Source organism: Bartonella sp. WD16.2, from assembly GCF_002022505.1.
Taxonomy (GTDB): Bacteria; Pseudomonadota; Alphaproteobacteria; order Rhizobiales; family Rhizobiaceae; genus Bartonella.
In genome coordinates, this window is sequence record NZ_CP019781.1 from 235,434 (window position 1) to 258,576 (window position 23,143).

A 23,143-nucleotide genomic window follows, 5' to 3' on the forward strand; every position below is an offset into this window, starting at 1 on the left:
ATGAAAAAATTACATATCACTCCAAAAAACAAAGGCCTCAATGGTCCAAGATCTCTGTCTGAAGTGTCTTTGGTTAGAGTTGTTTCATTAGGGGCGGTAATGGCTTCTCTTTTATCGAGCGTTTCTCCAGTTTTTGCTTCTCATCTTTCTTCAACAGGGGCGACAGTTCAAAGTGCAAATGCGAGCCAAAGCACAAGTGGTGTGATTTCTGCAAGTGCTCGTGATGGGCGTGTTGTTATGACGCGTGGTGATCGTTCTTGTGGTGTGGATCAGGTTGTTAGTCGTTCATCATCCACATCAGGCAAGAAAATATCTGCAGAGGAGCATTATAAGAAATTAACCGCCAATCAGCTCTCTGATGGTTCTGGTGGTTATTCCTTTGAAAGTAGTTGTGGAGCTGATGCATCAGTGAGTGCTTTAACAAGTACAAGTGTACATTCTTTAATTGACGCGGATGTGGGGGCAAGGCGGTTGTTTGGAGGAAATGCGGATGCAGCAGAAAGGTGGGTGGGAAATTTTGGAAAGCCTCCACCACCCGGGATTCCGATGCAATATTTATGCCCGAACACAGAGCTGAAACGATGGTGGGGTGTATGTATAGGTCTAGACAATCGAGGGGCGAAAGGGGGCCCGGGGTCGGACACTGCTGTTAAGCTAGGACACTATTCTGCAGTATGGTTTCCTGTGGGTCAGATTGGTTATGACCCTATAAGTGATGGCGTCTCAGAAAACCAAACTCCTACATGGATATCTACTTTGGGTGCTATAGGTATTGGTGATGTAACTAAGGGAAGAACACGACAGATTACGGGAGTTTCTGCTGGTACTTATGATACTGATGCAGTGAATGTTGCTCAACTGAAGGCATTAAGACAATGGGTACTGGAAGACAACGCTCCAGGGGTAAACTGGCTACTTTCTGCTAACGGTCAAGGTGCTACAAGAGTTTCGAATTATGGCTTGTTTCATTTATCTTCTGACAGAAATTTAAAAATTGCTTATAAGGATTCAGGTATACGAGGACGTACTGATATAGTATTTGATACAAAGGATGATTTTGAAGTAAATAGCATCGCAATAAGAGGAAGCAGCTTAAGTGAAGATGGCTTAAATGAGGGTGGACCACAGATAACAATCGATGAGATTAATGCTGGAGGTAAAAAAATTATAAATGTAGCGGATGGGGATGTTGCTTACGCATCGTTGGATGCCATCAATGGTTCGCAGCTATATAAAATGGCCAAGAATATTTCTCAGTACTTAGGAAGAGGTGCATATGTACTGGCAGGTACAGCCCCAACGTATAGCATTCAGAGAAAAGAGCATAATGATGTTGGCAGTGCGTTTGCAAGTGTTGATAAGACATTGACCCAACTTTCTGGTAAGCTTGGGTTTTTGGAAATCGTAATGCAAGATCCAGAGTCGAAATTGATCACTATTGGAGGCCAAGTAGAACTAGGTAACAAGGTCTCCATTGCCAACAGTAAAGGAGATGTTCGTGTCCTTTCTGGAGTAGCAGATGGAGAGCTTTCTTCAAGCTCGACAGACGCTATTAATGGTTCACAGCTTTATAAGGTGAGTCAGGACATTGAGGGTGTGAATGCTACTGTAGCGAAGATTGATGGCAATATCACAACTCTTGATGGGAATGTTTCTCAGTACTTAGGAGGAGGAGCAGATGTATTAAAAGGTACAGCTCCAACGTATAGTATTCATGGTGAGAAGCATAATAATGTTGGCAGTGCGTTTGCAGGTGTTGATGGTTCACTGACGGATCTTTATAAGCAGATTGACGGAGTGGAAAGCCGTGTGATCTCCAGAGAGGGGGGTGATAAGCTTGTAGAGCAAGATCCAGAGTCGCAATTGATCACCATTGGTAAGGATGTAGAGGGTGATAAGATCTCCATTGCCAACAATGAAGGAGATGTTCGTGTCCTTTCTGGAGTAGCAGATGGAGAGCTTTCTTCAAGCTCGACAGACGCCATTAATGGTTCGCAGCTTTATAAGGTGAGTCAGGACATTGAGGGTGTGAATGCTACTGTAGCGAAGATTGATGGGAATATCACAACTTTTGGTGGGAATGTTTCTCAGTACTTAGGAGGAGGAGCAGATGTATTAAAAGGTACAGCTCCAACGTATAGTATTCATGGTGAGAAGCATAATAATGTTGGCAGTGCGTTTGCAGGTGTTGATGGTTCACTGACGGATCTTTATAAGCAGATTGACGGAGTGGAAAGCCGTGTGATCTCCAGAGAGGGGGGTGATAAGCTTATAAAGCAAGATCCAGAGTCGCAATTGATCACCATTGGTAAGGATGTAGAGGGTGATAAGATCTCCATTGCCAACAATGAAGGAGATGCTCGTGTCCTTTCTGGAGTAGCAGATGGAGAGCTTTCTTCAAGCTCGACAGACGCCATTAATGGTTCGCAGCTTTATAAGGTGAGTCAGGACATTGAGGGTGTGAATGCTATTGTAACGAAGATTGATGGCAATATCACAACTTTTGATGGGAATGTTTCTCAGTACTTAGGAGGAGGAGCAGATGTATTAAAAGGTACAGCTCCAACGTATAGTATTCAGAAAAAGGAGCATAATGATGTTGGCAGTGCGTTTGCAGGTGTTGATGGTTCACTGACGGATCTTTATAAGCAGATTGACGAGGTAGAAAGTCGTGTGACCTCCAGAGAGGGGGGTGATAAGCTTGTAGAGCAAGATCCAGAGTCGCAATTGATCACCATTGGTAAGGATGTAGAGGGTGATAAGATCTCCATTGCCAACAATGAAGGAGATGCTCGTGTCCTTTCTGGAGTAGCAGATGGAGAGCTTTCTTCAAGCTCGACAGACGCTATTAATGGTTCGCAGCTTTATAAGGTGAGTCAGGACATTGAGGGTGTGAATGCTACTGTAGCGAAGATTGATGGCAATATCACAACTCTTGATGGGAATGTTTCTCAGTACTTAGGAGGAGGAGCAGATGTATTAAAAGGTACAGCCCCAACGTATAGTATTCATGGTGAGAAGCATAATAGTGTTGGCAGTGCGTTTGCAGGTGTTGATAGTTCACTGACGGATCTTTATAAGCAGATTGACGAGGTAGAAAGTCGTGTGACCTCCAGAGAGGGGGGTGATAAGCTTGTAGAGCAAGATCCAGAGTCGCAATTGATCACCATTGGTAAGGATGTAGAGGGTGATAAGATCTCCATTGCCAACAATGAAGGAGATGCTCGTGTCCTTTCTGGAGTAGCAGATGGAGAGCTTTCTTCAAGCTCGACAGACGCTATTAATGGTTCGCAGCTTTATAAGGTGAGTCAGGACATTGAGGGTGTGAATGCTACTGTAGCGAAGATTGATGGCAATATCACAACTTTTGATGGGAATGTTTCTCAGTACTTAGGAGGAGGAGCAGATGTATTAAAAGGTACAGCTCCAACGTATAGTATTCATGGTGAGAAGCATAATAATGTTGGCAGTGCGTTTGCAGGTGTTGATGGTTCACTGACGGATCTTTATAAGCAGATTGACGAGGTAGAAAGTCGTGTGACCTCCAGAGAGGGGGGTGATAAGCTTGTAGAGCAAGATCCAGAGTCGCAATTGATCACCATTGGTAAGGGTGTAGAGGGTGATAAGATCTCCATTGCCAACAATGAAGGAGATGCTCGTGTCCTTTCTGGAGTAGCAGATGGAGAGCTTTCTTCAAGCTCGACAGACGCTATTAATGGTTCGCAGCTTTATAAGGTGAGTCAGGACATTGAGGGTGTGAATGCTACTGTAGCGAAGATTGATGGCAATATCACAACTCTTGATGGGAATGTTTCTCAGTACTTAGGAGGAGGAGCAGATGTATTAAAAGGTACAGCTCCAACGTATAGTATTCATGGTGAGAAGCATAATAATGTTGGCAGTGCGTTTGCAGGTGTTGATGGTTCACTGACGGATCTTTATAAGCAGATTGACGGAGTGGAAAGCCGTGTGATCTCCAGAGAGGGGGGTGATAAGCTTGTAGAGCAAGATCCAGAGTCGCAATTGATCACCATTGGTAAGGATGTAGAGGGTGATAAGATCTCCATTGCCAACAATGAAGGAGATGTTCGTGTCCTTTCTGGAGTAGCAGATGGAGAGCTTTCTTCAAGCTCGACAGACGCCATTAATGGTTCGCAGCTTTATAAGGTGAGTCAGGACATTGAGGGTGTGAATGCTACTGTAGCGAAGATTGATGGGAATATCACAACTTTTGGTGGGAATGTTTCTCAGTACTTAGGAGGAGGAGCAGATGTATTAAAAGGTACAGCTCCAACGTATAGTATTCAGAAAAAGGAGCATAATGATGTTGGCAGTGCGTTTGCAGGTGTTGATGGTTCACTGACGGATCTTTATAAGCAGATTGACGGAGTGGAAAGCCGTGTGATCTCCAGAGAGGGGGGTGATAAGCTTGTAGAGCAAGATCCAGAGTCGCAATTGATCACCATTGGTAAGGGTGTAGAGGGTGATAAGATCTCCATTGCCAACAATGAAGGAGATGCTCGTGTCCTTTCTGGAGTAGCAGATGGAGAGCTTTCTTCAAGCTCGACAGACGCTATTAATGGTTCGCAGCTTTATAAGGTGAGTCAGGACATTGAGGGTGTGAATGCTACTGTAGCGAAGATTGATGGCAATATCACAACTTTTGATGGGAATGTTTCTCAGTACTTAGGAGGAGGAGCAGATGTATTAAAAGGTACAGCTCCAACGTATAGTATTCAGAAAAAGGAGCATAATGATGTTGGCAGTGCGTTTGCAGGTGTTGATGGTTCACTGACGGATCTTTATAAGCAGATTGACGAAGTAGAAAGTCGTGTGACCTCCAGAGAGGGGGGTGATAAGCTTGTAGAGCAAGATCCAGAGTCGCAATTGATCACCATTGGTAAGGGTGTAGAGGGTGATAAGATCTCCATTGCCAACAATGAAGGAGATGCTCGTGTCCTTTCTGGAGTAGCAGATGGAGAGCTTTCTTCAAGCTCGACAGACGCTATTAATGGTTCGCAGCTTTATAAGGTGAGTCAGGACATTGAGGGTGTGAATGCTACTGTAGCGAAGATTGATGGCAATATCACAACTTTTGATGGGAATGTTTCTCAGTACTTAGGAGGAGGAGCAGATGTATTAAAAGGTACAGCTCCAACGTATAGTATTCAGAAAAAGGAGCATAATGATGTTGGCAGTGCGTTTGCAGGTGTTGATGGTTCACTGACGGATCTTTATAAGCAGATTGACGAAGTAGAAAGTCGTGTGACCTCCAGAGAGGGGGGTGATAAGCTTGTAGAGCAAGATCCAGAGTCGCAATTGATCACCATTGGTAAGGATGTAGAGGGTGATAAGATCTCCATTGCCAACAATGAAGGAGATGCTCGTGTCCTTTCTGGAGTAGCAGATGGAGAGCTTTCTTCAAGCTCGACAGACGCTATTAATGGTTCGCAGCTTTATAAGGTGAGTCAGGACATTGAGGGTGTGAATGCTACTGTAGCGAAGATTGATGGCAATATCACAACTTTTGATGGGAATGTTTCTCAGTACTTAGGAGGAGGAGCAGATGTATTAAAAGGTACAGCCCCAACGTATAGTATTCATGGTGAGAAGCATAATAGTGTTGGCAGTGCGTTTGCAGGTGTTGATAGTTCACTGACGGATCTTTATAAGCAGATTGACGAGGTAGAAAGTCGTGTGACCTCCAGAGAGGGGGGTGATAAGCTTGTAGAGCAAGATCCAGAGTCGCAATTGATCACCATTGGTAAGGATGTAGAGGGTGATAAGATCTCCATTGCCAACAATGAAGGAGATGCTCGTGTCCTTTCTGGAGTAGCAGATGGAGAGCTTTCTTCAAGCTCGACAGACGCTATTAATGGTTCGCAGCTTTATAAGGTGAGTCAGGACATTGAGGGTGTGAATGCTACTGTAGCGAAGATTGATGGCAATATCACAACTCTTGATGGGAATGTTTCTCAGTACTTAGGAGGAGGAGCAGATGTATTAAAAGGTACAGCTCCAACGTATAGTATTCATGGTGAGAAGCATAATAATGTTGGCAGTGCGTTTGCAGGTGTTGATGGTTCACTGACGGATCTTTATAAGCAGATTGACGAGGTAGAAAGTCGTGTGACCTCCAGAGAGGGGGGTGATAAGCTTGTAGAGCAAGATCCAGAGTCGCAATTGATCACCATTGGTAAGGATGTAGAGGGTGATAAGATCTCCATTGCCAACAATGAAGGAGATGCTCGTGTCCTTTCTGGAGTAGCAGATGGAGAGCTTTCTTCAAGCTCGACAGACGCCATTAATGGTTCGCAGCTTTATAAGGTGAGTCAGGACATTGAGGGTGTGAATGCTATTGTAACGAAGATTGATGGCAATATCACAACTTTTGATGGGAATGTTTCTCAGTACTTAGGAGGAGGAGCAGATGTATTAAAAGGTACAGCTCCAACGTATAGTATTCAGAAAAAGGAGCATAATGATGTTGGCAGTGCGTTTGCAGGTGTTGATGGTTCACTGACGGATCTTTATAAGCAGATTGACGGAGTGGAAAGCCGTGTGATCTCCAGAGAGGGGGGTGATAAGCTTGTAGAGCAAGATCCAGAGTCGCAATTGATCACCATTGGTAAGGGTGTAGAGGGTGATAAGATCTCCATTGCCAACAATGAAGGAGATGTTCGTGTCCTTTCTGGAGTAGCAGATGGAGAGCTTTCTTCAAGCTCGACAGACGCCATTAATGGTTCGCAGCTTTATAAGGTGAGTCAGGACATTGAGGGTGTGAATGCTACTGTAGCGAAGATTGATAGGAATATCACAACTTTTGATGGGAATGTTTCTCAGTACTTAGGAGGAGGAGCAGATGTATTAAAAGGTACAGCCCCAACGTATAGCATTCAGAAAAAGGAGCATAATGATGTTGGCAGTGCGTTTGCAGGTGTTGATAGTTCACTGACGGATCTTTATAAGCAGATTGACGAAGTAGAAAGTCGTGTGACCTCCAGAGAGGGGGGTGATAAGCTTGTAGAGCAAGATCCAGAGTCGCAATTGATCACCATTGGTAAGAATGTAGAGAGTGATAAGATCTCCATTGCCAACAATGAAGGAGATGCTCGTGTCCTTTCTGGAGTAGCAGATGGAGAGCTTTCTTCAAGCTCGACAGACGCCATTAATGGTTCGCAGTTATATTCGATGAATAACCAGCTAGTATCTTATTTAGGTGGAGGTTCTGGGTATAATAACGGTCAATGGACAGATCCTACATTTAATGTTGTGCAATTTGGTGCGAAAGGCAAGAGTGAAAAGCAGGGCTATCATACTGTAGCTGATGCTTTTGAGGCTGTTAATAGCAGCATGTTTGGTCTCAGTGATCGTATTGAACATGTTGGAAATCAGGTGGGCTCTAATAGTTTAAATTGGAATGATGACAAAAATGCCTATGATGCTAACCATGATGGTCAAGCAGGTAAAATTACCAATGTGGCTAATGGTGCCATTGAACAGGGATCTTCTGATGCGGTCACAGGTCATCAGCTTTGGGAGACAAATGAAAAGATTGGTAAGGTTGAGAACAAGGTTAACACTTTTATTGGCGCGATTGTTAGCTATGATAAAGATGAATATGGTAACAAAACCAATACTATCACTTTGGCAGGTGGTAGTGAAAGTGAACCTGTAATCATTGACAATGTTGCAGATGGTAAAATTGAAGAAGGTTCAAAACAAGCAATCAATGGTGGACAAGTGTATGATTACACTAAACAACAAGTGGAGTTGGTTCTTGCAGATGCTAATAAATATACCGATGAAAAAATACAAAATATAGAAAATATAGAAGATATAAATAATGATATTATTACACAGGCCAATAAATATATTGATATGAAGTTTGAGACCTTAAATTCTGAAGTTGAGAATACTAAAAAGGAAGCGAGACAAGCTTCAGCTATTGGTTTAGCGGTATCTAACTTGCATTACATTGATATACCAGGGGCATTAAGTATCGCATTTGGTGGTGGTGTATGGCGTGGTCAATCTGCGCTTGCTTTTGGGACTGGTTATATATCTGAAAATGGAAGAATTCGCTCTAACCTATCTGCAACGACTGCCGGAGGACACTGGGGAGTCGGTGCAGGATTAAGAGTAGCATTTAAATAATGATAAGAAACCGGAAATATATTGCAGGTCTTTTGTTTGTTCTTGTTTTTTTAGGAAAGGCTGTAAGCTTTGCTAATGAGGAAGACAGTATTTATACAGTGCATCCACCGCAATTATCAGTGCCCAGTGGAAAACCTGGAGAAATACGCCGAATTATTATGCAATTTCATTATTGGACATTAATTTGCGATGAAAACAAAACAGTTAAACAAGGTATCTGTAATGTAACTCAGACAATCTATAATGATAAAGAAGGCAACAAGGTCTTTAGCTGGTCTCTTGTTTCTACAAAAGGTGGACAACCGGTTATGTTGTTACGAACATTACCAAACGCTAACACAAATGTTCCTATTCAAGTGTTTATGGAAGGTGTTAAAAAACCGCTTCTTATTAGTTATAAGCAGTGTAATAAAGAAATCTGTTTAGCACAATATCCCATAGGGCCAGTTTTAATGGAACAAATAAGCAAGAGTAGCAATGTGCGCATTTCTTATCAGCTTAAAGAGGGAAAAACGCTTTCCTTTGTAACGCCATTTAAGGGGTTGAGTGAAGCGCTTTTCTCTTTGCAATAATAAAATCAACAAATATCGTTTTATTAGCAAAATCATAATATTCTCAATTATTAAATTTCATTTTTACATCAAAATTACCAATAATTGAGTTTTTATATTATAGTATACCATACATAGAAATGAGTTATTCAAATGATGTATTGTTTTGTAGAAATCACATAACCTTTTTTATATTTTTTAAAATTAGTGCTAAGTAAATTATTATTTGATTACGATAAAAGCTTACTATTTAACTGAACATAGCCAATTTATTCAATAAATTTTAGGTGAGGTTGGCTTTAGTTAGACATTGCGAATTAGGCAACAGGAGTGTGTTGTGCTATTTGAGGCTGTAGCACATTAATTAGTTAAGTTAAATATTCATTGTGATTGTGCTTTTGATGTTGGAGGCAAATTGTCAAAAATTATACTCTTTAATATTTTTCAAAAGTGCTTTTTGCGTCTGGTTAGACGAATTATAATTTGAACATTTATTTCTATCGGTGTTATTTACATTTTCTAGGTGCTTGAAGTAAAAATGTAAGCTTAAGTAATTTTTAAAATCGTTAAAATAAAGAGATTTAGTCCATAATCTGAAGTTTTATATTTGGGGAATTTCTACAGCATTTACCATTTTAGGGGATATAGCTTAATTTAGCTCTTACGATTGAAGTAAATGATATTAACATGAACATGATTGTAAGAGATTGGTTGTTAGGTATTTGATGAGTAATATAGGTATTACTTTTGTAATAAAATGTTTATTATCATGAAACATTAAGAAACGAGAAATTAATCTTTGCAATGGTCTGAAAAGCACAAATTAATTTTAGCTTTCTGTGTAATTTTAAACTTTTGATTGAACTACTAACTGTGGGGCAAGAGGAGAGTATTTTGTGGCATTACTGGTACACTGTGGTGTATGGTATAATCATAAGAAAAGATGTTTTAAGCGCTAGAATTATCAGAATATAGAGATAATAACAACCATGAAAAAAACTATAAAAACATCGACAGGTGGACGTGGTGGTGCAGGGTCGCATGAATTATATCAGCGAGTCAAAAAAAAAGCAGGAACCATTAAAGCGTCATCACGGCGATGGTTAGAAAGGCATTTGAATGACCCTTATGTTCATCAGTCAAAAGTGGATGGTTATCGTTCACGTGCTGCTTATAAATTGATCGAAATTAATGAACGTTATGAAATACTCAAAAAAGGTCAAAAAATTATTGATTTAGGAGCAGCGCCTGGGGGGTGGTGTCAGGTGGCAGCACGTATGGTTGGGTCAAATGATCAACGGCCTAGTGTAGTTGGTATTGATTACTTACACGTAGATCCACTACCTGGAGTTGTAATGTTAGAAATGGATTTTTTTCATGAAAATGCACCACAACAATTGATAAGTGCTTTAGGGGCAAAACCAGATGTAGTCCTTTCTGATATGGCAGCGCCAACAACAGGTCATCGTCAGACAGATCATTTGAGGACAGTTTATTTATGTGAATCTGCTGCTGATTTTGCGATTTCAGTTCTCAAACCCGGTGGGCATTTTTTAGCAAAAACTTTTCAAGGAGGGGCAGAAAACACTCTTCTTACGAAATTGAAACAGAATTTTAAAACAATCCATCATGTTAAACCACCTGCAAGTCGTTCTGAATCAGTTGAGCTGTATCTTGTAGCTCTTAAATTGAAAGAAAAAGCTGAAACACAATAATAATTCTTTTTTTGAAGAAATTGGAAATTATTTTACTGATTTGATTATAAAAAGCATTTCCAAATAGTTTTAATAATATTATGTGTGTTTTTTTGTAGATGGAAACTGATAAAATTGATCTATTTTCTATAAAAATAAATGTAATTAATTCTTTTGTGAGCACTGCCATGAAATTTCTTGATCAGGCCAAAGTTTATGTTCGTTCTGGTAATGGTGGAGCAGGAGCAGTATCATTTCGTCGTGAAAAATTTATAGAATTTGGAGGTCCCGATGGGGGTAATGGGGGGCGTGGAGGTGACGTTTGGGTTACTGTTGTTGATGGGCTCAACACATTAATTGATTATCGCTATCAGCAGCATTTTAGAGCAAAAACGGGTGGGCATGGTAAAGGGCGTAATATGACGGGCGAAAAAGGTGAAGATGTTGTCCTTAAAGTACCGGTTGGAACACAAATTTTTGCAGAAGATAATAAGACGCTGATTTGTGATTTAACAGAAGTTGGTCAACGGTACTGTCTTGCAAAAGGAGGCAACGGCGGTTTTGGTAATCTTCATTTTGCTACATCTACAAACAGGGCGCCCCGCCATGCAAATCCTGGTTTGAGTGGAGAAGAGCATACATTGTGGCTGCGCTTGAAACTGATTGCTGATGGAGGGGTGATTGGTTTGCCAAATGCTGGAAAATCAACCTTTTTAGCGTCAGTAACAGCTGCAAAACCAAAAATTGCGAGTTATCCTTTTACCACGCTGTATCCTTATCTGGGTGTTGTGCGTATTGATGATAGTGAGTTTATTTTGGCTGATATTCCTGGCTTAATTGAAGGAGCGCATAAAGGTGTGGGAATTGGTGACCGTTTTTTAGGGCATGTAGAACGGTGCCGTGTTTTAATTCATTTAATTTCTGTTCAAGAAGAAGATGTGGTCAAGGCGTACCAAATTATTCGTACTGAACTTGAGGCGTATGGAAATAGTTTAAGCGATAAGAATGAAATTGTCGCTTTAAGCAAGATAGATACTCTTTCTATTGAGGAGTGTAAGGCTAAACAAGAGATGTTGCAAAAGGCGATTGGTAAATCTGTTATGATGTTTTCTGCGGTTAGTCATGAAGGTTTAAACAATGTGTTACGTGTTGTCGCTCACATGATTGAAATGGAACATAAAAGCAATATTAGTAAAGATAAGCAGGGTTAAAAAAGATGGCGGTTGAATTGCAAAAACTTGAGCAATATAAGCGCATTGTAATTAAAGTTGGTTCTGCACTTTTAGTTGATCCCCAAATAGGTTTACGTGTTGAATGGCTTCAAAGTTTGATAAGTGATATTGTTGTATTACACCAAAAGGGAGTTGAAATTTTATTGGTATCTTCTGGTGCTATTGCTTTAGGACGGACATTATTACATCTTCCTAACAGTGCTTTAAAATTAGAAGAAAGCCAGGCATGTGCTGCTTTGGGGCAAATTGAACTTGCCAAGGCTTATACTGATATTCTTGCTCCACATGGATTGAGAACAGGCCAAATTTTGCTGACATTATTTGATACAGAAGAACGTCGGCGTTATCTCAATGCACGTGCTACGATTAATACACTTTTACGCTTTAGAGCAATACCTGTTATTAATGAAAACGATACTATAGCAACCAGCGAAATTCGTTATGGTGATAATGATCGTTTAGCAGCACGTGTCGCAACTATGATGGGTTGTGATCTTTTAATACTTTTATCAGATATTGACGGTCTTTATACACAATCACCTCATCTCAATCCAAACGCTGAATTTGTTCCTTTTATTGCATCCATTACAAGTGATATTGAGAAAATGGCAGGTGGTTCTGATTCACTTCTTTCTCGGGGTGGAATGAAAACGAAACTTGACGCTGGAAAAATAGCTAATTCTTCTGGAACGGCTATGGTCATTACTTCGGGAAAGCGTATGAATCCTCTTTCTGCGCTTGACCAAGGAGAACGTAGCAGTTTTTTTGCTCCAAGTAAAAAACCAGTCAATGCATGGAAAACATGGATTTCCGGTAATTTAGATCCATCTGGTATTTTAACTATTGATCAAGGAGCTGTGAATGCCCTTAAATCTGGGAAATCATTATTGGCTGCGGGGGTTGTAGCGGTTAAAGGAGTGTTTTCTCGTGGAGATACAGTCGCAATTGTTGATGAAAATGGAATTGAGATTGCTCGCGGTCTTGTAAGCTATGACAAAGATGAAGCAGAAAGCATTATAGGGCGTAAAAATGAAGAAATAGAGCATATTCTCGGGTATGAGTCGCGCTCTGCTATGGTACATCGTAATGATATGATTGTACGTAATTTAGCTGGTTTTTCTTAAAAAAGCTAGTTTTTAATGTATTGATTGCTTTTTGATAAATGGATAATTGGCATGACTTTAAAAGAAGAGATGAAAGCCATGGGGCAAAGAGCGCGTAATGCTGCTTCAAAGCTTGCAATTCTTTCTGCTGAACAAAAAAAAAATGCGTTGGAAATGATAGCTCTGAGTTTGGAGGCTCAGTCAAGTGAGATTTTACGTGCTAATAGTCAAGATTTAGCAAATGCAGCTCAAAACAATTTGAAGCCAGCGATGATTGATCGACTAAAGTTAGATGAATTACGTTTGCGCACAATAATAGACAGTGTCAGACAGATTGCATATTTTCCTGATCCTATCGGACAAATGATAAGCGAATGGACACGCCCCAATGGGTTACATATACGCCGTATACGAACACCACTTGGTGTGATTGGTATTATTTATGAAAGTCGACCAAATGTTACAATTGATGCAAGTGCTTTATGCTTAAAATCTGGAAATGCTGCAATTTTGCGTGGCGGTTCAGATAGTTTTCATTCTGCATATGCTCTCTATTTAGCGCTGGTAAAAGGGTTAGAGAAAGCTGGCTTACCTAAAGACATTATTCAAATGGTTGAAACTACAGATCGTGCTGCTGTTGGAGAAATGCTCAAGGGATTGGATGGTACAATTGATGTTATTATACCTCGTGGTGGAAAAAATCTCATTGCACGTATTCAATCTGATGCGCGTGTTCCTATTTTTGCACATTTAGAGGGTCTTTGTCATATTTATATTGATAAATCAGCAAATTTAGACATGGCGCGTGATATTGTGTTAAATGCAAAGTTGCGACGTACAGGTGTGTGTGGAGCTGTTGAAACAGTTTTAATTGACCGTCAGGCATTAAACAAATTTCTTCCTATTCTTACTGCTTTACAGGAAAAAGGGTGTGAAATTCGTGCGACAGAAGATATTGTTTCAATGATGCCAGAAATCAAATTAGCGGATGAGGAAGATTGGTCTTATGAATATCTTGATGCAATTCTTTCTGTCAAAACAGTTGATAGTGTAGATGGAGCCATTGAGCATATTAAACGTTATTCATCAGGACATACTGAATCAATTATTGCTGAGGATATGAGAGCGGTGGAAGTATTTTTTAAGCATTTAGATTCAGCTATTTTACTTCATAATGCATCAACACAATTTGCAGATGGAGGTGAATTCGGTTTTGGAGCAGAGATTGGAATCGCGACAGGAAAAATACATGCACGTGGACCAATTGGTATTGAACAATTGACGTCATTTCAATATCAAATTACAGGAAATGGGCAGGTTAGACCTTGAATCAATTCCCATGGGAAAATTGTATGCCACATATCGAAAGGTCGAGTATTGTTGGCCTATTTGGTGGTTCATTCAATCCACCGCATGTGGGACATCTTCTTGTTGCAAAAACTGCAATTCGGCGTTTACGTCTTGATCAATTGTGGTGGATGGTAACTCCAGGAAATCCTTTAAAAGATTGTATACAATTACCATCTGTACACGAAAGAATGCGACTAAGTTTTGAGCTTATTGATCATCCAAAGATTCGTGTCAGTGGTTTTGAGAAGAAGATAGGCAGCACGATATCGGTCGAAACGATTGCTCATATTCTTGCACGCTATAGAGGGATACGTTTTGTATGGGTTATAGGTGCAGATACTTTAGCGACGTTTCATCATTGGCATCGGTGGCGTGATATTATATCTATGCTTCCTATTGCGATTGTTGATCGTCCTTGGGTACGTACGCCAGCGCTTTCTTCTCCTGTGGCACGAACTTACCGTTATTTTCGTTTGGATGAAAGAAAAAGTGCACTTTTACCTTTTATGTCGCCACCGGCTTGGACTTATTTGCATGGACCTTTATCTTTTCAGAGTTCAACACAGCTTCGCTTAAAAGAAAATAATTTTTCTTGAACATTTTATAAGATTCTGCAAATCTGTATAAGAAAGTTCCTTTTTTCTATATTTCGAATGATAAGAAAGGATATCGACCTGGAAAATAATTCACAAAAACGCCATCATGTCGCAGAAGTACTGGTAAAAGAAAAATTCTTTTTAGTATCTGATGGTCTTAAAATTATTCTCGATAGTTTAGAAAATGCAAAAGCAGAAGATATTGTTTCTATTGATGTTCAGGGCAAATCATCTTTAGCTGATTATGTCGTTATTGCTTCGGCGCGTTCGCAACGTCATGTATCAGCTATTGCTGATCATTTGTTATCGACTTGGAAAGATAGTGGATACGGCAAGGCAAAAGTGGAAGGGCTTTCTACGGGTGATTGGGTATTAATTGATACGGGAGATATTATAGTTCACCTTTTTCGTCCAGAAATTCGTGCTTTTTATAATTTAGAAAAAATATGGCTTACTCCAAATTTGGACGATATAAAGACGATTGTCTTTGGAGACAATTGACTTATGCAAATTTCTATTTTTGCTGTTGGACGCATGAAAAAAGGAGCTGAGCAGACATTAACTCATCGTTATTTAGATCGTTTTTCGAAAAGTGCTGGAGTTGCTGGATTTCATTTTAAAAAAATGCAAGAAATATCAGAAAGTCGGGCTCAAACAGCATGTCAGCGTATGGAAGAGGAAGGTGCAAAACTTTTTGAAGCTTTGCCTGAAAAGTGCCGATTAATTGTATTAGATGAGCGTGGAAAATTAATTCCATCATTTGCTTTTGCTGAAAAGTTAGCATTTTATCGCGACGAGGGTATTCGTGATTTAATAATCGCTTTAGGAGGGCCTGATGGACATAGTGAGCGCGTTAGAAATCGCGCTGACTTTCTTTTATCTTTTGGTTTGATGACATGGCCGCATCAAATTGCACGTATATTACTTACAGAACAGCTTTATCGGGCTGTAACAATTATGAGTCATCATCCATATCACCGTTTTTAGCTTTTTGTATGATTTTTAGCATCTATTTGTTGTGATTTATTAATATTGTTTTAGTTGACACCGTTTAAAGCGTTTTATTTGATATGATTGTGCTTGACGGTTAGGCAGATGAAGCAGATTCTTCATGAAAAGATGCAATATTTTATATAAGCCATACATGATGTTTATGGTACTGATGTTAAGTATAGGGTTTTACTCATCTGTATCGTATGCTGAAGATAATGATAGTCGTGAAACAGCGCATAAAATGTTGATAGAAATTCGTCAAAATATTTCTGTATTACGTGAGCGTATTTCTTTTCTTAATCGTCAAGTTATTCGTTTAAAAAAAGATCAACGTACTTTAACTGATGAATTAATCAAAGTGGCTAAGGAAGAACATGATATAGAAAATAATATTACTGAAAGGAAAAAAAAGCTTGAAGAACTTATAAAGCAGCAGGCACAAGTACACCAAAATTTAAAGAATAGTCGCACTGAATTTACGGAAGTGTTAGCTATTTTAGAACGGATGGGACTAAATCCACCTCCTGCTATTATAGTAAGCCCTGAAGATATATTGATTTCTATACGCAGTTCTGTTCTATTGGGAGCTGTCATTCCTAAGATGCAGGAGAAAACGCTTGTTTTGTCAGCTAATCTCAAGAAATTAACCAATTTGAGCTATTTTATTACTGCTGAATGTACAGCTTTAAGAAATGAAATACAAAATCAAGCTGAGCAGCGGAAACATTTAGAGCTTTTATTAAGTGAAAAAGCAAAATTACAAAAAAAATCGGAAAAAGAACTTATAGAGCAACAACAAAAAAATCGAGTTCTTTCTAAGAAAGCTCAGTCTTTAGAAGAATTAATTTTACAGCTTGAGCATGAGTCACAGTTTAGCGTGGATTCATCAACACAAATGCAGAAGAATATTCAATTATTAAAAAAGCTTAATTTTGAGAGTCAAAAAGGTTCTTTACTTTTACCTGTATCTGGAAAAAAAATTCAACGATTTAATAGTAGTTCTCATGCTACGCGCTTTGGTGAAATAATTGAAACAGAACCAGCGGCTTTGGTAACAACCCCTGCAGATGCTCTTGTTGCTTTTGCTGGAACATTCCGTTCTTATGGGCAGATAATCATTCTTAATGTTGGAAGCGGTTATCATATCATTCTTGCTGGGATGGAAAAAATAAACGTGACTCAAGGACAATTTGTTTTTGCGGGTGAGCCTCTTGGGGTGATGAGTACACAATTTGTTGCAAGTACAGTTACATTAGATATAGGTAAAAATGCTCTAATGCTTTACATTGAGTTTAGAAAAGATGGAAAACCTGTGAATCCAACCCCTTGGTGGCGGACTGAAAAATTGAAGAGGGACAAAAATGATTCGTAAAGTTATTTTTTTAATCGTTGGGGTGTTGCTCAGTGCTAGCTCAATGGTTGTCGTACAGTCTGTTTCTGCAAATAATGAAAATAATACTTATAAACAGTTGGCCATATTTGGTGATATTTTTGAACGAGTGCGAGCCCAATATGTGACAGTTCCGGATGATAAAAAGCTTGTTGAAAATGCTATCAATGGTATGCTTTCATCTCTTGATCCACATTCGTCTTACATGGATGCTGAGAAAGCCAAGGACATGAGGGATTCTACTAAGGGGGAATTTGGTGGTCTTGGTATTGAGGTGACTATGGAGAAAAACTTAATAAAAGTTGTATCTCCGATAGATGATACACCTGCTTCAAAAGCAGGTATTTTAGCAGGGGATATTATTTCAAAAATTGATGGCAAAGAAACGAACGGGCAAACATTGAGTGAAGCTGTCAATAAAATGCGGGGTGCTGTTGGAACACCAATTACGCTGACAATTATTCGCTCTGGTGTTGATGAACCGCTAGAGATTAAGATTGTGCGTGATATCATAAAGGTAAAAGCGGTGAAATATCGTATTGAAAATGATATTGGTTATTTGAGACTCATTCAGTTTAGTGAACAAACTTTTGTTAATCTTAAAGCTGCAATTAAAGAGATTCAGTCTAAAATTCCTCAAAATAATTTAAAAGGGTATGTTCTTGATTTACGGCTTAATCCTGGTGGTTTATTAGATCAGGCTGTAAGTGTTTCAGATGCTTTTCTCAATACAGGTGAGATTGTATCGACACGTGGTCGCAAAAAAAATGACGTGATGAGGTTTGATGCTAAGCAAGGTGATATAACTAATGGGAAACCTCTTATTGTTCTTATTAATGGTGGTTCAGCTAGTGCCTCTGAAATTGTTGCAGGTGCTTTACAAGATCACCGTCGCGCTACAATTTTAGGAACACAGTCTTTTGGTAAAGGATCTGTTCAAACTATTATTCCTTTGGGTGAAAATGGTGCTTTACGCTTAACGACAGCGCTGTATTACACGCCATCTGGAGCATCAATTCAAGGAACCGGAATTACTCCAGATATTATTGTAGAACAGCCATTACCTGAAAAATATAAGAATTATAATGTAACGCTTGGTGAATCTGAGTTAAAAGGACATATTAAAGGGAAAAGAGAAAGTGATAAAGGGTCTGGTTCAGCTGCTTTTGTTCCGAAGGATCCTAAAGATGATGTTCAGTTGAATCAAGCCTATAAACTTTTACGAGGTGAAATAGTAAATGCAGCATTTCCGCCAGATCCTAATAAAGGTATTTTAAAGTAATAAAAAATATTTATAATCTACGCTTTTAGATGGGGTACGCTCTTTTAAGAGGTTGTTCAATGGATACAATTGTAGATTTCAAAGTTCTTCCTTATCGGAAAGGCGTTGGAATGCTTGTATTTAATCATGAAGGTAAAGTTTGGATTGGACGCCGTTTGATGACGTTTACTTATGCAAACACTGATATATCTAAACTTTGGCAGTTACCTCAAGGAGGAATTGATGAGGGTGAAAATCCACTAGATGCAGCACGACGTGAACTTTATGAAGAGACAGGTATTCGATCGATAAAGTTAATTAAAGAAGCACGAGATTGGTTCTCTTATGATTTTCCACAAGAACTTATTGGGCACGTATTGGATAGTAAATATCGTGGACAAATACAAAAATGGTTTGCTTTTCAGTTTATGGGAGAGCTTTCTGAAATCACAATTAATCCCCCACCTGATGGTAATAAAGCAGAATTTAATCAGTGGAAATGGGTTAATTTAGAAGCACTTCCATCACTTGTTATTTCTTTTAAGAAACATGTTTATATACAAGTTGTTAATGAGTTTCGAAATAGTTTTAGATATTTATGAATTTATGATTACAAAAAGCTATTGTTTCGTTGAGATACTTTAGTATCATACACTGCTATTAGAAGTAGTCGAAGTGATTCTATTTATGTGAGGAACTGAGTATAAAATGAAAAAATTACTAAATTTCTTTGTAATTTCTGCGTTATTAAGTATTTCTCCTGTAGCATTTGCCCAGAATTCAAAACCAATTGCTAAACCTTCTGTAACTACGTTACCAAATGGTGCTTCTTCATTAACAGAGACGTATGATTTGTGGAGCGTTAACTGTGGTATACAGGAAGGAAAGAAAGTTTGTTTCATGCTCCGTCAGGAAGTTAATGACCAGAATCGTGTTGTAGTGGCGATGAATGTTGTGCTTGATGCTGATGACGTTGTGTCTGGGAATTTAACGGTCCCTTTTGGTATTTTAGTTTCTAAGCCCATTCGTTTACATGTAGATGATTCAAAAACTGTTATTGAAACCGGTGTCCGGACTTGTGTGCCAGCAGGTTGTGTTGTTCCTATAATTTTTGATAAAAGTTTTGTGGCAGCTTTACGCACTGGAAAGCAGTTGAAATTATCTATGACGGTTGCTGGTCCAGGTGAACCACCTTTGAATGATTTGTTCGTTCAACTGAATGGTTTTGGCGATGCGCTTAATCGTTTAATTATCTTGCAAAAGTGACCTTTCTATTAAATTAAAAACGGCCTAAAAAGGCCGTTTTTAATTTTAAAACAGTTTTTTGTAGAGAAAAGGGACTGAAATTACGTGAGTTAGTTGAGTGGAAAGTAAGTGAGCGGTTTCTGATGCTCCTTTTTCTATTCGATTTTCTCCTATTTAAACTGACTATTATCTTATCTAGTATTTATTGTTTAGTTGTATCATAGATATGTGTCTAACAATTAAGCTGCTTATCATTTTTTTGATGAAAAAAGAATTTAACTGTAGAACCTTTCGGTAGGTTTGCTGTCATGAATGCGCTATATATGATCTTTTATTCTATTAGTTAGTAAAGGAATAAAGAATGATCTATGCATTGCTTCAAGTTATTGATCTCATTCTCAGTATTTATGTTGCTATTTTGGTAGCCAATGCTGTCTTTTCTTGGCTTTGTGCATTTAATATAATAAATACGCATAATTCCTTTGTTACAATGATAGGGAATTTTCTTTATTGCGCTACAGAGCCGATTTTAAGTCGTATCCGGTATTTTTTGCCAAATTTTGGAGCAGTTGATATTTCACCTCTTATAGTATTTCTGATTATTTATTTTATTCGTATTTTTATGTGGCGAGCTTATGTAGGTTTATTCTTATAATATGAGAATATTACACCAGGATAGATAAAGATGCTGTACCGTATTGATACCAGCGGCTTAATTTTATTCGTGCGTTTAATTCCCAGAGCTTCAATGGATAACATAGTAGGGATTGAGAGTAGAGACGGTGAAATACAGCATTTAGTTATACGTCTTCGTACTGTTCCTGAAGATGGCAAGGCAAACAAAGCGTTAATTAAATTTTTAGCAAGGCAATGGAAAATACCGTCTTCTTATATTTCTCTTAAAAGTGGTACAACATCACGTTATAAACAGCTTCACTTTTCAGAATATATAAAAGAGCTTGAACAGAAATTGCAATTTATGAGTAATGTACATTTACAAAAACGTAAATGAAAACTATACAGCCTGTTTGAACAAACAGGCTTTGATTTATTAGGGTTAATTTATTCTATTCCTTTGTTGCATTTGCGATAGCTTCCTTAATCAATTCACATGCAAAGTTTTTATCACGCCAACCTTCAATTTTAACCCATTTTTCAGGCTCAAGGTCTTTATAATGCTTAAAGAAATGTTCAATCTGCTTTAATGTGATTTTGGGAAGATCCGTATAATCATGAACATTAACGTATCGCTGCGTTAATTTTGGGGTGGGGACAGCGATGATTTTTTCATCTTTACCACCATCGTCTTCCATAATTAGAGCTCCGATTGGGCAAACATTGATGACACAACCAGGCATAAGTGGACGAGTATTACAAATAAGAACGTCAAGTGGATCACCATCTTCTGAAAGTGTATGTGGGATGAAGCCATAATTACCGGGATAGACCATAGGTGTATAGAGGAAGCGATCAACAAATAATAATCCAGATTTTTTATCCATCTCATATTTTATTGGTTGGCTACCAACAGACACTTCAATAATAACATTAATATCTTCTGGTGGATTATTGCCAATAGGGATCTCTTTAATATTCATTGTAAATATCCTTTCTGGAGTGAAATCAAACCAAATGCACTAGAATATTTGGTTAAAGAAATTATGATCAGGTTGAAATTGGTGAACGTGTTTTTTCAAAGCGCTTGCGTTCATTTGGGTCTAAATAGAGTTTACGTAGACGAATATTTTTAGGGGTCACTTCAACAAGTTCATCATCTTGTATCCACGATAATGCACGTTCTAATGTCATTTTAATTGGAGGGGTCAATTTTACAGCTTCATCTTTACCAGAAGCACGCATATTGGTTAGCTTTTTTCCTTTTAAAACATTCACTTCTAAGTCATTATCGCGTGAATGGATACCAATAATCATGCCTTGATAGACTTTAGCACCAGCATCGATTACCATAGGTCCTCGATCTTCAAGGTTGAAAAGTGCATAAGCAACAGCTTCACCATTATCGTTTGAAATCATCACGCCATTAGTACGGCCACTGATATCTCCTTTATAAGGTTCGTAAGAATGGAAAAGGCGATTCATAATTGCTGTACCACGTGTATCGGTTAACAGTTCGGATTGGTAACCAATAAGTCCACGAGTCGGTGCATGAAAGACAAGGCGTACACGATTACCACCAGATGGACGTAATTCAATCATGTCTCCTTTGCGCTCTGACATTTTTTGAACAACAGTTCCGGAATATTCCTCATCAACATCGATCACAACTTCTTCGATTGGTTCAAGAGTTATTCCATTTTCATCCTTCTGCATAACTACACGTGGGCGTGAAACACTGAGCTCGAATCCTTCTCTACGCATGTTTTCGATGAGTACTGCAAGTTGTAATTCTCCTCGTCCTGAAACATAGAAAGAATCTTTATCGGTTGATTCCTCAATTTTAAGGGCTACATTACCTTCCGCTTCTTTCAACAAACGATCACGGATAACGCGGCTTGTAACTTTATCTCCTTCAGTACCAGCAAGGGGGCTATCGTTCACCAAAAAACTCATGGTCACAGTGGGAGGATCAATGGGTTGAGCTGTGAGTGGTTCATTGATGGTGGGGTCACAGAAAGTATCAGCAACAGTGCCTTTTTGTAGACCAGCAATTGCTACAATATCACCGGCGGCACTTTCTTCAATTGGTTGTCGTTCCAGTCCACGAAATGCCAAAATTTTTGAAATACGTCCAGTTTCTAAAAGCGTTCCATTTTGTCCAAGAACCTTAACGTTTTGATTGGGTTTAATAGAACCCGAATGAATTCGACCTGTGATGATTCGGCCTAAAAACGGATCTGCTTCAAGAATAGTGCCAATCATACGAAACGGTCCTTCCGTTACAGTAGGTTCAGGCACATGGCGGATCACAAGATCAAATAAGGAACTCAGTCCTTGATCTTTTGGTCCTTCAGAAGTTTCAGCCATCCATCCATCGCGACCTGATCCATAAAGAATAGGAAAATCAAGCTGTTCATCAGTTGCATTAAGAGTTACAAAAAGGTCAAAAACTTCATTAATAACTTCATCAGCACGCGCATCAGATCGATCAATTTTATTGATAACAACAATAGGGCGTAATCCTACTTTTAATGCTTTCCCAACGACAAATTTAGTTTGCGGCATAGGGCCTTCAGCTGCATCAACAAGCAAAATTGCTCCATCTACCATATTGAGAATACGCTCGACTTCTCCACCAAAATCAGCATGACCAGGGGTATCAACAATATTAATCCGGGTATCTTTCCAAACAACCGATGTCGCTTTTGCTAATATTGTAATACCGCGTTCTTTTTCAATATCATTTGAATCCATCATACGCTCACTGGTGCGCTGATTATCGCGGAAATTTCCTGATTGTTTGAGAAGTTCGTCCACGAGTGTTGTTTTACCATGGTCGACATGGGCAATAATGGCAATATTACGCAATTGCATAAATTTTCTTCTTTTCGTTTAATGAAATTTCATTTGAGGCAAAGTTTTTGTATTTTTAACTTCACAATTTAAAGCCTTT

General features: G+C 38.9%; 17 protein-coding genes. 15 read left to right on the forward strand and 2 right to left on the reverse strand.

Annotated elements, in window-relative coordinates; translation table 11 throughout:
* The 15 genes from BWD162_RS00760 (at window position 1) to BWD162_RS00830 (ending at window position 20,584) form a co-directional block, all read left to right on the forward strand.
* Window positions 1–8,157 carry a YadA-like family protein gene (locus BWD162_RS00760; protein WP_194284862.1) on the forward strand — a complete coding sequence of 2,719 codons (8,157 nt, stop codon included), beginning with the start codon at window positions 1–3 and terminating at the stop codon, window positions 8,155–8,157.
* The gene (locus tag BWD162_RS00765; RefSeq protein ID WP_078705015.1) at window positions 8,157–8,729 is read left to right on the forward strand and encodes an invasion associated locus B family protein; all 573 of its coding nucleotides are present in this window, start codon (window positions 8,157–8,159) and stop codon (window positions 8,727–8,729) included. The genes BWD162_RS00760 and BWD162_RS00765 overlap by 1 nt, the downstream gene beginning before the upstream one ends.
* 968 nt (window positions 8,730–9,697) lie before the next feature.
* Entirely contained in the window at window positions 9,698–10,423 is a 726-nt protein-coding gene (locus BWD162_RS00770; protein ID WP_078705016.1) for an RlmE family RNA methyltransferase, read from the forward strand.
* A 167-nt stretch (window positions 10,424–10,590) separates the two neighbouring features.
* Window positions 10,591–11,613, forward strand: a complete 1,023-nt coding sequence (gene obgE, locus BWD162_RS00775) for a GTPase ObgE (protein WP_078706101.1) — start codon at window positions 10,591–10,593, stop codon at window positions 11,611–11,613.
* Between the two features lie 5 nt (window positions 11,614–11,618).
* Window positions 11,619–12,758, forward strand: coding sequence for a glutamate 5-kinase (proB, locus tag BWD162_RS00780; RefSeq protein ID WP_078705017.1), 1,140 nt, complete (start codon window positions 11,619–11,621; stop codon window positions 12,756–12,758).
* Between the two features lie 51 nt (window positions 12,759–12,809).
* Window positions 12,810–14,066 (forward strand): glutamate-5-semialdehyde dehydrogenase, encoded by a 1,257-nt coding sequence (locus BWD162_RS00785; protein WP_078705018.1) that lies wholly within the window; start codon window positions 12,810–12,812, stop codon window positions 14,064–14,066.
* A gap of 23 nt (window positions 14,067–14,089) precedes the next feature.
* Window positions 14,090–14,683 carry a nicotinate-nucleotide adenylyltransferase gene (locus tag BWD162_RS00790; RefSeq protein WP_078705019.1) on the forward strand — a complete coding sequence of 198 codons (594 nt, stop codon included), beginning with the start codon at window positions 14,090–14,092 and terminating at the stop codon, window positions 14,681–14,683.
* Between the two features lie 57 nt (window positions 14,684–14,740).
* On the forward strand, window positions 14,741–15,184 hold the full coding sequence (gene rsfS / locus BWD162_RS00795) for a ribosome silencing factor (RefSeq protein WP_078705020.1): 444 nt from the start codon (window positions 14,741–14,743) through the stop codon (window positions 15,182–15,184).
* A gap of 3 nt (window positions 15,185–15,187) precedes the next feature.
* Complete coding sequence (gene rlmH, locus BWD162_RS00800) at window positions 15,188–15,670, forward strand: 23S rRNA (pseudouridine(1915)-N(3))-methyltransferase RlmH (protein ID WP_078705021.1); 483 nt, start codon at window positions 15,188–15,190, stop codon at window positions 15,668–15,670.
* Between the two features lie 124 nt (window positions 15,671–15,794).
* Window positions 15,795–17,048 (forward strand): murein hydrolase activator EnvC family protein, encoded by a 1,254-nt coding sequence (locus BWD162_RS00805; protein WP_153300979.1) that lies wholly within the window; start codon window positions 15,795–15,797, stop codon window positions 17,046–17,048.
* The gene (locus tag BWD162_RS00810; protein ID WP_078705023.1) at window positions 17,038–18,348 is read left to right on the forward strand and encodes a S41 family peptidase; all 1,311 of its coding nucleotides are present in this window, start codon (window positions 17,038–17,040) and stop codon (window positions 18,346–18,348) included. Before BWD162_RS00805 ends, BWD162_RS00810 begins: the two co-directional genes overlap by 11 nt.
* 59 nt (window positions 18,349–18,407) lie before the next feature.
* Window positions 18,408–18,929: an RNA pyrophosphohydrolase gene (locus tag BWD162_RS00815; RefSeq protein WP_078705024.1), complete on the forward strand. Its 522-nt coding sequence runs from the start codon at window positions 18,408–18,410 to the stop codon at window positions 18,927–18,929.
* 106 nt (window positions 18,930–19,035) lie between these two features.
* Complete coding sequence (locus BWD162_RS00820) at window positions 19,036–19,593, forward strand: invasion associated locus B family protein (protein WP_078705025.1); 558 nt, start codon at window positions 19,036–19,038, stop codon at window positions 19,591–19,593.
* A gap of 340 nt (window positions 19,594–19,933) precedes the next feature.
* Window positions 19,934–20,227, forward strand: coding sequence for a YggT family protein (locus BWD162_RS00825; RefSeq protein WP_078705026.1), 294 nt, complete (start codon window positions 19,934–19,936; stop codon window positions 20,225–20,227).
* Between the two features lie 30 nt (window positions 20,228–20,257).
* Window positions 20,258–20,584 carry a DUF167 domain-containing protein gene (locus BWD162_RS00830; RefSeq protein WP_078705027.1) on the forward strand — a complete coding sequence of 109 codons (327 nt, stop codon included), beginning with the start codon at window positions 20,258–20,260 and terminating at the stop codon, window positions 20,582–20,584.
* Between the two features lie 55 nt (window positions 20,585–20,639).
* On the opposite strand, the gene ppa is transcribed toward BWD162_RS00830, so the two are convergent.
* Both ppa and typA read right to left on the reverse strand, forming a co-directional pair.
* A complete protein-coding gene (ppa, locus tag BWD162_RS00835; protein WP_078705028.1) occupies window positions 20,640–21,170 on the reverse strand; it encodes an inorganic diphosphatase in 531 nt (176 codons plus the stop codon).
* A gap of 67 nt (window positions 21,171–21,237) precedes the next feature.
* Window positions 21,238–23,064, reverse strand: coding sequence for a translational GTPase TypA (typA, locus tag BWD162_RS00840; RefSeq protein ID WP_078705029.1), 1,827 nt, complete (start codon window positions 23,062–23,064; stop codon window positions 21,238–21,240).
* Window positions 23,065–23,143 lie beyond the last annotated feature (79 nt).